The organism is Pedobacter sp. HMWF019 (genome assembly GCF_003061025.1).
GTDB lineage: Bacteria > Bacteroidota > Bacteroidia > Sphingobacteriales > Sphingobacteriaceae > Pedobacter.
This window is the reverse complement of sequence record NZ_QAIL01000004.1, coordinates 1-12,280: the sequence shown is the minus strand read 5'-3', so window position 1 is coordinate 12,280 and position 12,280 is coordinate 1. Positions and strand designations below refer to the sequence as shown.

Here is a 12,280-nt window from a genome sequence, read left to right as displayed (position 1 = left end):
GGCCAAAGAGGGGGAGATGAAGGGGGTGGTAACAGCTCTAAATCTTCTGATTTTTGGATCAAATATGAACTGGCTAAACCAGGAGAATCTTTTAAAATGAATTAATTTTTCTTTCTTAATAATTGTGCAGCAAGGGCTTTGTCTTTTAGTATTCCTTTATTTTGGGGATCTAGACTCAGCCCTTCGTTGTATTGCATAAGGGCATTTCTATAATCTTTGAAGCTGAAGTAAACGGAGCCGAATCCCCAATAGATTTCTGGATTTTTTGGGTTTAGTAACCAGGCTTGATTGAAACGGTACATGGCTGTTTGGGGATCTCCTTCGTTCAGGTATTTAAAACCGAGCTGTACGAGTGCTTCTGATGCTTTTTCTGCCGTTTCTTTTTGAGTAGTTGTTTTTATAAAGGCACTATCTGCTTCCAGTTGCTGTTTCGTCTTTGCTGTATGTCCGTATTCAGGCAGGAGCCTGATATTGGTTTTTGACTGTTCTTTCCAAACTGCATAACCGTCTTTCTTTTGGGTACAGGAAAGAAGTGACAGCATCAGAAAGAGATTTAGGGAAAGAAGTTTTGTACGGCTGTTCATAGATACAGGGCTTGAGCTAAGCTACAAAGCTAAACAAAGATCTTAGTTCCTCTTGCAAATGGGATTTAAAAATAAAGCCCGCTGTTTTTGCAGCGGGCTTTAGGAATCGGAATTTTGATTTATTTTACGTCACTTCTAACCTTGTTGGCCGTTCCCTGACCGGGAAGATAGATCTGAAATCCAAAAGATAAGTGCAGATTGCCCTGATATCCATTGTTTCCAAATCCAGTTACTCCATTGTATTTAAGCAAAGTTTCCAGTCCGATGCTTGGTGTAATGAAGTAAGCAAAACCTGGACCTACGCCGAAATCTAATCCATTGGTAGTACCACCACCTTTACTGGTGTTTGTGCCTCCAAAACCTAAATTTGCTTCAGCGAAGAAACGTCCGTGTTTTAAAACTTCTACGTCCTTACCTGTGTAATAACGACCTAAAGCTCCAAGGCCATAAGTAGTGGTGGTAGGGGCATCTTTAGCTGTTACCAGGCCTAAATTAGCATATCCTCCCAAAGCCACATTGTCCTGGATGAACCAGGCTGCTTTAGGACTAATATTCATATTGAATACTTTTGATCCACTTAAACCTAAATCGAAATTGGCCAAATCTGCACCAATTAATACATTGCCCTTTTGAATCTGAGCACTTGCCGAGAGGCCTACTCCAAGTAGTACAACAGTTAGCAAGCTTAAAGTAAATTTTTTCATAAGATGTTTTTTTAAAAATGTTAATAGATGAGCTATATACTACAAGCTTAATGCCATAATAACTTTTTACGTCTTAGAATTGTTTTTATTTTCTGCGTTTAGCTATTAAAAACGCAATAAAATGTAATTGATTCGGTTTAATTGCGGTTTATAAATTCCCTGAAATAACTGCATTCACCTTGTGCAATTTGGTAGAATGGTGTTTTTGTATATTTAGTAGAAAACTCTTTATAATATGGATTGGCAAGGTTGGCGTCCAGGTAATCTTTGTATGTTACTTTACCATTTAAATAAGTGTACAGGTAATCCGGATATTTACCAGGGGTGATCATCTTTTGAGTACATTTGGCCAGCATGAAGGTACACTTGGCTTTGAGGTTTTGATCGGTAGTCAATATTCTGGCTTTTAAATATAACCGCTTTGCAGTAAGAGCTTGTTTATAATCCTTTTCATAATCATATTTTGGCGGAATCACATTGTCGTAGGAGCTCCAGCTATAACTGATCAGCCCCCAGGAATTTCCAAAATAACCAGTTTGATACAGGGCATTTGCCATTTTATAGTAGTTTGCCGCTGCATTTTTTGGATCTGAAGTAACGAGTTTTTGCAGGCGTAACATCTCCATCGCAAAGGTTTTTTTGTTTAAACCTCCTGTTTTGCTGCCATTTTGTTTAGGGTAATCTCGTATGGTTTCTATAAATGCGTTTGGATAAAGTCTTCCTTCATCGCCTTCATACCAGTTAGATGCGCTGAAGTATTGATGTTTAGGATTGATTTTTTGCAACCAGACCAGGGCATTTTTATAGTTATGGGTTCTGAGGTAGCTGGTACCCAGAAGCTCATAGAAATCATCTTGATTGAGCTGCTTAATGCTTCCAGCCAGAAGTCCGTCCAGGTTATCCTGGGGCGGTGTTACCCGGTATTTTTCGATGCTCAGTAGGGTTGTTGGGCTTAGGGCCTCCTGCCAGTATTCAATGGTAGTGGAGCTCATATTGCTAAACAAATCCTTGTTTTTCAAACTCGAAGATCTGATGTCGCCTTTGACCATGGCCATGGCTGCCCGGGCAGTATCGCCCATTTTCAGGTAGGCAGGTGCCAGGATGTCTTGATAGAGATTCCTTGCACTTAAGCTGAAAGCTTTATTATAGCCGCCCCAATCGTCATAGGTTTGACCTGGCTTTGGTTTGTTCTCTTCAAAGCGTTTTTCATCAAGCCATTTAAGACCTGGTAAAAGATCATTTGGATTAAATGGACTTCCTTTTTTAATCTGATCTGCTTTAATCAGCAGATCAGTGATGCGGTATTGGTCTTTTAAACGTTCAGGAAGTTTAGGGAAATCAAGTTTGGAGAGATAAGATGAAGCTTCTGTGCCCTTGTTTTCCATCCAGGAAAGGTAGGCGGCTGTAAGCGTACCTAATTCGGGTTGACCATATTTCTTTTCTTCGGCAAGTTTAAGTGCGAAATTTTTCACCAGGGTCAGGTGTTTAAGATTGACCTTTTTTAAGCTGTCGGCATTGTTTGGACTGTTGTAATAGTAATAATTGCTGGAGCCGTTTAGTATATTTCCTTCCAATTTATTGATCTCCCGTACCAGCAATGCGCCGTTAATTGGACTTTTAGGATCGTTTTTATACACCTCTTCCAGACTTTTTAAGTCTTTTGTTGGGTTTCCAAATCCTTCGATAGCCCAGATGGTGGCCCTTTCTGTATTGTTTTTGGCAAAGCGAAGTACGGAATCTGTAGATGGGCTAATGTTGTAATAGTTTCTATAAGCAAGTATTCTGCGCTCAGGATTGCTTTCAAATACTTTTGAAAATAAATAGGCAGATTCACTCCTTATACCCAGCCTGCGTGTGGCCCCGGCATAAAGTGCCATTGACCAGCCTTTAACGGCGCTGGTGGTTTTATTGGTTTTGATCAATTTGTCATAGACATTCCTGCATTCCTGGTATTGTGCTGCATAATGGTACATTCTTGCCGACTGATAAGCATAACGAAGTTTGATGAAGGCATCGCTGTGAGAAGAGCTGACCAGATCAAGAGCCTGTTTTGCGGCCGAAATCATTCCGGCTGTATCACGTGGGACAGGATTCCAGTAATCGGAGGTCGAATTGGCAAGGGGCTCGCAACTTTTGGCAAAAGAAAAGTACTGGGCTGCTTTTTTGTTTTTACCCAGGGCCTGTATAAAAGTGTTTTGTTGCAGGCTATCCGGCAAACTGGAGATGGACTGCTGATCGAGTTTGCTCAGTAGCAGATTGGTCGCAGCATCACTTTTGTACATGGTTTTTTCTACATCTTCTTTTTTTACCTGAAGGTATTTAGCCCATTCTTCGCTGTTGATGTCTGATTCGCTATGGGTATCTTTATCTCCATATAGGAAACTAAGCTGTGTAAAAAAGAAAGGGGAATATTCATCGCCGGATACATCACTATGGAAGTAGTTTATATAATAATCGTAAGGGTCTGTTTCGCCTCCACAAGCAAGATTGATAGCGATTTCGGCAAAAAAAACAGTAATGAAAGTACTAAAACCTATGAATAACTTTTTGTAGCTGGTCATATTTAAAATCATTTAATAATTGTTCGTCTAAGTGGTAGAATGTGAGGTTAAATTCTTTTGATGGCAAATATGCGGATAAAAAATCTGCTGTTTGTAACAGTTGTTGAGTTGTAATATGTTCCCACCGCACAATGTCATTTTTCTTTAGTCCGGCCTGGGGGAGGTCAACTAAAAGTTTATAAAGTAGGGGCTGATCCAGTTTTTTAAAAAGATTTTTGTTTTGCAGCTGATTTTGCTGTAATCGTTTGGATATACCTGCGTATTGCTGGTTGCGAAAAATAACTGCCCATTTAAATAAGGGGAGGGCTACATCAAGGTCCAGGGGGTAATTTTTTAAATGGTCTTTCAAATAGAGGTCCATTTCAGCGTGGTCCAGTATGGAGTTTTGAGGGCCATATTTTCTTAAATTGCCCATATTGTAACACATCAACATGGCTTTCTTTACCGGAGGAATGCCTGAGCTCTCTATATTTTTAACCTGGTGGAGTCTTAGCGTCACGGTGATTTCTTTGTGCCGGAGCTGCGGAAGTTTTTTGAGCTGTTCAAGAAAATAGAAATAACGGTCTTTGGTTGTTTTGGTCCAGTCGCAGTCTATCTGCAATTCCTGGTAATCTTTCTTTCCGGCTTGCTGTACTTTAGCCTGGACAAAGACTGCAATTTTATTAGCAAGTGTTTTCAGTGCAATACTGTCTGTCACATTTAAAATGTTGTTAACAATATAGACTACGGGGATGATGCTCACTTGCGGAGGCAGACTTTCTTTAAAAGTGACAGGAGAAATTGGGATGGCTTGCCGACCCTCAGGGTCTAAATCGATATCCATAATGCGTACATACAAAGATCTGGCTTGCATTTTTTCCAGATATTGTTGTTCTGTTTTGTTCTGGCTGTAAACTGTTTTCCAATAATAAAAGGTAGGATGTGGTTTTTTTTCGGTCTTACAACCGGAAAAGAGAGCAAAAATCAGAGTAAGAAGTATAAGTAAACGCATGAGCGCAAATGTCAGCAAAAATAAAACCAAATATTAAATTTTACATTTAGGGAAATGTACTTTATGTTTGATTATGCAGGGGCTCAATTAAACCTATAACCAATATATAAACCTTTTACATTGGCGCTTTTTGATGCTATGTATTTAAAAACGAACCACATCATGAACAAATTAAAATGGCTGATGCTGCCAGTACTCTTGCAGTTGGCAGCGTGTAGCGGAGGATCAGGGTCTAAAAAAGAAAATGCAGGAGTTGATCTTAGCGGAAGCTGGAAATTGGTTTCTGCTAAAACGATTACTGGAAAGGATACATTGGTTACTTTTCCGGTGGTTGGTCAGGAAATGATTAAAATGTTTAACGGAACGCACTTTTCCTTTTTCAAACATGATCTTAAAAAAGGTAAGACGCCTGCTGCTGTGTTTGATTGTGGTGCTGGCACATATAAGCTTTCGGGAGAGGATTATACAGAGCACCTTGCTTATTGTAATTACCGGGATTGGGAAAACCAGGATTTTACGTTTAAACTCCGGGTAAAAAATGATACCCTGGTACAGAGGGGTATAGAAAAAATTGACAGCCTGCATGTTAATCATGAGATTATAGAAATCTATGCCAGAATGAAATAAAAAACTTTCGGGTTAGATATTTCGGTTCTTATAAAACCAGCTTTTTATTGGTTTATCAAGGCAATATTACCTAATTTGGCCGCTCTTAACTAAGATCTAATGGAAGTAAGAAATTTAGAGCCTAAGGCCCTTTGGAATAATTTTGCTGACCTGAATGCAGTACCCCGGGCTTCTAAAAAAGAAGAAAGGGTGATTGCTTTTATAGTTGCATTTGGTGAAAATCTGGGATTGAAAACTGTTCAGGATGCAACAGGTAATGTAATGATCAGTAAGCCAGCAACGCCTGGCATGGAGAACCGTAAAACTGTGGTGATGCAATCTCACCTGGATATGGTTCACCAAAAGAATAACGATACTGTTTTTGATTTTGACAGCCAGGGTATTCAGATGTTTGTAGATGGTGACTGGGTTAAAGCCAAAGGAACCACGCTAGGTGCAGACAATGGTATTGGTGTTGCTTCTATTATGGCTTTACTGGCGTCAACAACTATAGAACATCCTCCACTGGAAGCGATGTTTACTATCGATGAGGAAACCGGAATGACCGGAGCGAAGGAAATTGATCCTTCAAATTTTACGGGTTCTATTCTGTTGAATCTGGATACGGAGGAAGATGATGAGTTGACCATTGGTTGTGCTGGTGGTATCGATACCAATTCTGAATACGCTTATGCCTTGGAGAAGAGTAATGAAAATAGTGTGGCCTTTCAGATTACAATTAAAGGTTTATCAGGAGGACATTCTGGTATGGATATCCATAAGGGCCGGGGCAATGCCAATAAACTGATGAACCGTTTGTTCTATGGGGCTTTGAAATCGGAAAAAATTAGTTTAGCTAGCGTTGATGGCGGTAGCTTAAGGAATGCGATACCAAGAGAATCCCGATCTGTAGTGGTTGTTTCTAATGAAGAGAAAGCTGCTTTTCTGGCCTTCCTTGAAAAGTTTGCCGCTGTCTTGAAAGAAGAGTACCATAGCATTGAACCTTCTTTGGTTGTTGTGGCTGAGGAAACTGCCCTGCCTGAGGAAGTGATGGGACAGGTTGATTTTGTAAAAATAGTAAATTCATTATACGCTATGCCTAATGGTGTATTTAGAATGAGCCCGGATATAGAGGACCTGGTGGAAGCTTCTACCAACCTGGCCCGTGTAATTGTAAAAGACGGAAAATTTATTACACAGTCTTTGCAGCGGAGCAGTGTGGAAAGCACCAAAGATGATGTGGCTAATGCAGTTCGGGCAAGTCTGGAAGGAATGGGATGTTCGGTTAGCCAGAGCGGTGATTATCCGGGCTGGAAACCTAATCCGGATTCTGATATTTTAAGATTGATGGTCAGGTTATATCAGGAATCCTTTAATAAGGAGCCTAAGGTAGAAGCTTGTCATGCGGGTTTAGAATGCGGTATTTTAGGTGCACACTTCCCTGGTATGGATATGATTTCTTTTGGTCCAACTATTAGGGGAGCACATTCTCCTGATGAAAGGGTACAAATTTCTTCTGTTCAAAAATTCTGGTCTTATCTTTTGGCGGTTCTTAAAGAAATTCCTTCAGTGAAATAGCGGGTCTATGATGCTTTCATAGCCTTTAAAAAAATATATACTGATGAAACCGTCATAAGCATACCGCTTAAAAACAGCAATTTACCGAGCTTTAGCGAGCTCTTGAACACAAAAATCAAATAAATGCTAGTGAAAAATATGCTTATGATAGCTTCATAACCATAAAAAACAAATATATTCTAATGAAAATAGCTATAATTGGATTAGGAGGTGTAGGCGGATATTTTGGATTTAAGCTGGCCGATGCTTTTAAGAAATCGATTGATGTTCAGGTTGATTTTATAGCAAGGGAAACGACTTATAGTATCGTGAAGGCGCATGGGCTGACCTTGATTTCTCCGGAACATCTACATCCTGTGACTTATCCGGAAGGTCTGTTTCAGAAAATTGCTGAAGCAGCTGTGGCTGATCTATGGTTGGTTTGTGTCAAGGAATATGATCTGGAGAACATTTGCTTGCAATTAAGGGATAAAATAAAGCCTGGTACTGTCATTTTACCGTTGATGAACGGGGTGGATATCTACGAAAGAATTAGAAAGTTGATTCCTGAGGGCGTAGTATTGCCTGCTTGTGTTTATGTTGCTTCGCATATTAAAGAAAAAGGAATTATTGAACATAAAGGTGTGGCAGGAAGAATTATCCTTGGTAAGGATCCTGAACATTTGCAATATGATCCTTCTGTACTTGTAAGTTTGTTGAAACAGGCTGGAATAGATATTATATACAAAGAAGACGCCATGGTTGATATTTGGACAAAATTTTTCTTTATTGCGAGCTTTGGACTTGTTTCGGCAAGATATAATAAACCGATCGGTGTAGTTAACGAAGATCCTGAACTGCATTCCAGGGCAAACGGAATTATGGAAGAGCTAAAATTAATTGCTGATAAGAAAGGGGTAGCTGTTTCTCCGGATATTATAGAAATCACTTTTAAAAAAGCTGCAACTTTTCCTTACACTACTCCAACCTCGCTCCAGCTGGATGTGCAATCTGGAAAAGCACATACTGAGCTGGAGTTATTTGCGGGTGCAATTATAAGTTATGGAAATTGGTTTGATATCCCCGTTGTGGAAACAAACAGGATTTATGACGAAATAAAAGCAGGATTATTGAGATGATTTTAAATAGCGTATCTTATTTTTGAAAAAAGGAATGCATTCTGTGCTATGAAAGAAAAAATATTATTATTGCTGGGTATGATTTGCCTGGGGCCATTGGTAAAAGCGCAGAGTGTTTATGACGGCTGCTTTTCCGGAAAAGATGAAGAGGGAACCACCACTACGGTATTCTTCGATAAGCTATCGGGTTATTTCTCTACCTACGTAGAATCAAAGGATAAAGAAAAATTATTTTTTGCCTCCGGAAGTTTTAAAGTGAAGAACAATAAGGCATTGCTGACAACTGCTTCTGAATATGATGCAGTGAAGGTATACGGAAGGTATAATAAGTCGCTGAGCAAAGATTCGGTAAGTCTGTTGATTGCCAGTAAAAAGGGTAAAGATGTTCTGGAGCCCGTTTCTGTGGGTGTTGGTTCTGGCCCTGGCAAGAAACAGCTTATACCGGTAACAGATGGGCAGCTGGAAGAAAGTGGAGGTTATCGAATAAATTTTAAGGCGGGAGACAGTTTAAAGGTAGATTATTCGGTATTTGATCATCTGGTTTATGGCTTTAAAATCTCTGATGAAAGCAATTATAACGAGTTTTTTATTGATGTAGATGATTATCTCAGTTCATTGATGGTCGTGGAGGAAGGAGTTACCCGTGCAAAGAACGATAACCTGGTCGCCAGTCCTATGGATAAAAATGCGTACGCCAAACATCCTCCTCATGTGGTTATTTTGCACATGACCGGCTTATGGCTAAGAAAAGGAACAGCACCGATGGCTGCTGAACCAGCAGCGAAGGCAAAAATGACTTTTGATGGCAAAACTTATACGCTTCTGGAGCGTGACGCACTTGTTAAAGCAAGAAAGAGAGTTGTTCCGCCCCCTGTGGTTAAAAAGTCCTAAGATCAAAACATACAAGAAATGCCCGATATTTAACATTTTGTTCGATATCGGGCATTTTTTGTATAACGTTAAATTGTAATCTATTGTTTTTTAGGTTTTTAGCTATGGCATTTGCCTTGCAATGCCTTGTGCAAAAACAAATACAATGGACAAGAGCATTGCAATTGAGGTTTCCGGACAAAAGAAGAGAAAGACGATTTTAATCATTTTTTTTGCTGTTGCTGTTTTTGTATTGTGTGTCTGCTTGCTTCGTTTTTACTTTAAACCGGCGTTATCGGCTTCTGATATAACAACTTCTGTTGCTGCGATAGGAAATATTGAGAACACGATCAATGCTACGGGAGAGGTACTGCCTGAATTTGAGGAAAGTTTGACCAGTCCAATCAGCGCTTCGATCAGGAAAGTATTGCTGGATGCCGGAAACAAAGTTAAAGCTGGAGAATCTATTCTCATCCTGGATAAATCTGCTGCACAGTCAGAATATGATAAACTTAAATTTCAGATAGAATCTAAAGAAAATGAGATCCGAAAGCTAAAGTTGGATCTTGAGAAGAGTTTTTATGATATCAAATCGAACAACAGTATAAAACAATTGCGGATTGGAAATCTGGTAGATGCGGTATCCAGTGCCAAAAGATTATACAAGGCGGGTGGGGGAACAAAGGAAGGGATTGAGCAGGCTGAACTGAACCTGAAAGTAGCTGAGCTGGAGAAGCAGCAGCTTGAAAATGAAATCCGGAGTAAACAGCAGACCATGAAAATAGAGATCAGAGAAGCAGAGATCGCCTTGGCGATACAGCGTAATGATCAGAATGCGTTGAAGCGTAAACTTGATCTGGCTAATGTCGTGGCCACGAGAGACGGAGTGATTACCTGGGTAAATAAGAACATCGGAGCGAGTATAAAGGAGGGCGAATCGCTGGCCAGGATTGCGGATCTGAGCAGTTTTAAAATTGCCGGTAGTGTTTCTGATAATCAGCTGGATCAGCTGCATAATAATATGCCGGTTATTGTCCGGATAAATGATATACAGTTAAGAGCACATATCGTGAATATTTCTCCGGCAGTAAATAATGGTATTGTTTCCTTTGATGCACAATTGGAGGAGCGGAATAATAAATTATTGCGACCCAATATGAAAGTGGACATTTTCCTGGTCACGGCTACCCGTAACGGTGCGGTGAGGGTAGCCAATGGGCCAGCGTTTAAGGGTTCGAACCTCCAGGAGATTTTTGTGCTGAATAAAGGGAAAGCGGAAAGACGGACTGTGAAAACCGGGCTGAGCAATTTCGACTATGTAGAGATTCTGACAGGTATCAAGCCTGGAGAAGTGGTCATTACATCTGATATGAAGGCCTATGAGAATACAACTGAGGTGGCTGTAAACAATTGATTTGTTTTGAATTTTCAATCAACAAGATGAAAACGATATTGTCTTTCTTTTTTTTGCTCTCTGGTGTGCATGTCGTAGCGGCTCCGGTTAACGATACTCTTAAGTTGGGTTTACCGGCACTGGTTGAAATGGCCAAGTCTAACTCAATTGCGGCTAAACAAGCCATTACCGTCAGAGAAACCAAATATTGGGAATGGAGAACGTATAGATCGAACTATCAGCCTCAGTTGGAGTTATCTGGGATACTGCCAGGTTATAATAAAACATATTCTCAGGTGTTGCAGCCTAATGGGGCTATTCTTTTCCAGCCTGTGCACAATGATAATTCTTCATTGACCATGAATTTTAGTCAGAGTATTGCAGCTACCGGGGGAACTATTTATGGGACTACGCAGTTGCAGCGCTTTGATGATTTTGATCGTAAAAATGTTCTTTATAATGCGATTCCTTATGGAATTGGCTATACCCAGCCCCTGTTGCAATTCAATAGTTTAAAATGGGACAAGAAGATTGAACCTTTAAAGTACAATGAAAGTAAACAGGCCTATATCGAATCGCAAGAACAAATTGCAGTAACGGTAACGGGCTATTTCTTCGATCTGTTACTTGCCCAGGTCAACTTAAATATTGCAGCTACCAATTTGACCAATACTCTGAAAATTCTGGACATAGCCAATACTAAATTTGATTTGGGGAAAATTTCCAAGAATGAAATTCTGCAGTTGCAACTGGAAGAGCTCAATGCACAAAAGGCCGTTGGGACAGCAAAACGGGATATGGAAATAGCGACTTTGAACCTTCGGAGTTATGCCGGGATGGAAGGTGATGATAAGATTGTATTGGATATGCCTGCACAGGTAAACCAAATGAATATTTCGGCAGATAGGGTATTGAAGGAAGCTTTTGAGAACCGTTCAGATGCCATTGCTTTTGTGCGTAAACTGGCTGAAGCGAAAAGGGATGTAGCAAAGGCAAAAGGCCAAAATGGATTAACAGCAACACTGAATGCTAACCTTGGATTTTCTAATGCAGCAAGCAATATTGCTGATGTGTACCGTTCTCCTAAGAGCCAGCAGTCTATACAACTGCAGTTAAGTATTCCAGTACTGGATTGGGGACGTTCGAAATCGAGAACCAAAACAGCTGAGGCCAATGAGCAGTTTGTTGCTTATGCTGTAGAACAGGATAAGCAGACATTTAAGCAACAGATTGTTACTCAGGTAACCTTATTTAATATGATGAAGGAACAAGTGGAGCTTACGGGCAAAGCAGATCATATTGCTTCTGAAAAGTATCAGATTGCCCGGGAAAGATATGTGCTGGGTGATTTGAGTATTACGGATCTGAGTATTGCTTTCCAGGAAAACGACAGAGCAAAGAGAGATTATATTGCCTCACTTAGAGATTTCTGGAGTGCTTATTATCAGCTGAGATATCTGTCTTTGTATGATTTTGAAAAAAATGAAAAAATTACTTATAAATAAATCTTAATCTGTAACTATACGATATGATACGTTTACAAAACATTGAAAAAGTGTACCGTACCGATACGGTTGAAACTCTTGCCGTAAATGGAATAAGCCTGGATATTGCAAAAGGCGAATTCCTCTCCATTATGGGGCCTTCAGGTTGTGGGAAGAGTACCTTGTTGAACATCATGGGATTGCTTGATGAACCATCCAAAGGAAGTATCAGGATTGCCGGGCAGGATGTTTCTAGTTTTTCCGATCAGCGCCTGGCAAAGTTTAGGAATGAACAGCTGGGTTTTATATTTCAAAGTTATCATTTGATCAATGATCTGCAGGTGCTGGATAATGTGGAATTGCCCTTGCTGTATCGTTCTTCATCGGCTAG

The 12,280-nt window shown here is 40.1% G+C and carries 11 protein-coding genes; 7 read left to right on the top strand and 4 right to left on the bottom strand.

Annotation, left to right across the window (positions count from 1 at the left end; all coding sequences use genetic code 11):
- Nucleotides 1-101 precede the first annotated feature (101 nt).
- The 4 genes from DBR11_RS00135 to DBR11_RS00120 form a co-directional block, all read right to left on the bottom strand.
- Nucleotides 102-584, bottom strand: coding sequence for a hypothetical protein (locus DBR11_RS00135; RefSeq protein ID WP_108549579.1), 483 nt, complete (start codon nt 582-584; stop codon nt 102-104).
- A gap of 119 nt (nt 585-703) precedes the next feature.
- Entirely contained in the window at nt 704-1,288 is a 585-nt protein-coding gene (locus tag DBR11_RS00130; protein WP_108549578.1) for a hypothetical protein, read from the bottom strand.
- A gap of 137 nt (nt 1,289-1,425) precedes the next feature.
- Nucleotides 1,426-3,849, bottom strand: coding sequence for a hypothetical protein (locus DBR11_RS00125; RefSeq protein ID WP_146186426.1), 2,424 nt, complete (start codon nt 3,847-3,849; stop codon nt 1,426-1,428).
- Nucleotides 3,815-4,702, bottom strand: coding sequence for a hypothetical protein (locus DBR11_RS00120; RefSeq protein ID WP_233260595.1), 888 nt, complete (start codon nt 4,700-4,702; stop codon nt 3,815-3,817). The genes DBR11_RS00125 and DBR11_RS00120 overlap by 35 nt, the downstream gene beginning before the upstream one ends.
- A 300-nt stretch (nt 4,703-5,002) precedes the next feature.
- Here DBR11_RS00120 and DBR11_RS00115 point away from each other — a divergent pair, with 300 nt between their 5' ends.
- From DBR11_RS00115 to DBR11_RS00085, 7 genes are all read left to right on the top strand, one after another.
- On the top strand, nt 5,003-5,467 hold the full coding sequence (locus tag DBR11_RS00115; RefSeq protein ID WP_146186425.1) for a hypothetical protein: 465 nt from the start codon (nt 5,003-5,005) through the stop codon (nt 5,465-5,467).
- Between the two features lie 99 nt (nt 5,468-5,566).
- The gene (locus tag DBR11_RS00110; RefSeq protein WP_108549574.1) at nt 5,567-7,024 is read left to right on the top strand and encodes an aminoacyl-histidine dipeptidase; all 1,458 of its coding nucleotides are present in this window, start codon (nt 5,567-5,569) and stop codon (nt 7,022-7,024) included.
- A gap of 182 nt (nt 7,025-7,206) precedes the next feature.
- A complete protein-coding gene (locus DBR11_RS00105) occupies nt 7,207-8,142 on the top strand; it encodes a ketopantoate reductase family protein (RefSeq protein WP_108549573.1) in 936 nt (311 codons plus the stop codon).
- Between the two features lie 48 nt (nt 8,143-8,190).
- Nucleotides 8,191-9,033: a hypothetical protein gene (locus DBR11_RS00100; RefSeq protein ID WP_108549572.1), complete on the top strand. Its 843-nt coding sequence runs from the start codon at nt 8,191-8,193 to the stop codon at nt 9,031-9,033.
- Between the two features lie 145 nt (nt 9,034-9,178).
- Nucleotides 9,179-10,426: an efflux RND transporter periplasmic adaptor subunit gene (locus tag DBR11_RS00095; protein ID WP_108549580.1), complete on the top strand. Its 1,248-nt coding sequence runs from the start codon at nt 9,179-9,181 to the stop codon at nt 10,424-10,426.
- A gap of 26 nt (nt 10,427-10,452) precedes the next feature.
- On the top strand, nt 10,453-11,910 hold the full coding sequence (locus DBR11_RS00090) for a TolC family protein (protein ID WP_108549571.1): 1,458 nt from the start codon (nt 10,453-10,455) through the stop codon (nt 11,908-11,910).
- A 23-nt stretch (nt 11,911-11,933) separates the two neighbouring features.
- A partial coding sequence (locus DBR11_RS00085; RefSeq protein WP_146186424.1) for an ABC transporter ATP-binding protein occupies nt 11,934-12,280 on the top strand: 347 nt, incomplete at its 3' end.

Excerpts from the sequence above, each read along its gene's own strand:
- DBR11_RS00135 (WP_108549579.1), bottom strand. The coding sequence starts at position 584 with ATGAACAGCCGTACAAAACTTCTTTCCCTAAATCTCTTTCTGATGCTG.
- DBR11_RS00130 (WP_108549578.1), bottom strand. The coding sequence starts at position 1,288 with ATGAAAAAATTTACTTTAAGCTTGCTAACTGTTGTACTACTTGGAGTA.
- DBR11_RS00125 (WP_146186426.1), bottom strand. The coding sequence starts at position 3,849 with ATGACCAGCTACAAAAAGTTATTCATAGGTTTTAGTACTTTCATTACT.
- DBR11_RS00120 (WP_233260595.1), bottom strand. The coding sequence starts at position 4,702 with ATGCAAGCCAGATCTTTGTATGTACGCATTATGGATATCGATTTAGAC.
- DBR11_RS00115 (WP_146186425.1), top strand. The coding sequence starts at position 5,003 with ATGAACAAATTAAAATGGCTGATGCTGCCAGTACTCTTGCAGTTGGCA.
- DBR11_RS00110 (WP_108549574.1), top strand. The coding sequence starts at position 5,567 with ATGGAAGTAAGAAATTTAGAGCCTAAGGCCCTTTGGAATAATTTTGCT.
- DBR11_RS00105 (WP_108549573.1), top strand. The coding sequence starts at position 7,207 with ATGAAAATAGCTATAATTGGATTAGGAGGTGTAGGCGGATATTTTGGA.
- DBR11_RS00100 (WP_108549572.1), top strand. The coding sequence starts at position 8,191 with ATGAAAGAAAAAATATTATTATTGCTGGGTATGATTTGCCTGGGGCCA.
- DBR11_RS00095 (WP_108549580.1), top strand. The coding sequence starts at position 9,179 with ATGGACAAGAGCATTGCAATTGAGGTTTCCGGACAAAAGAAGAGAAAG.
- DBR11_RS00090 (WP_108549571.1), top strand. The coding sequence starts at position 10,453 with ATGAAAACGATATTGTCTTTCTTTTTTTTGCTCTCTGGTGTGCATGTC.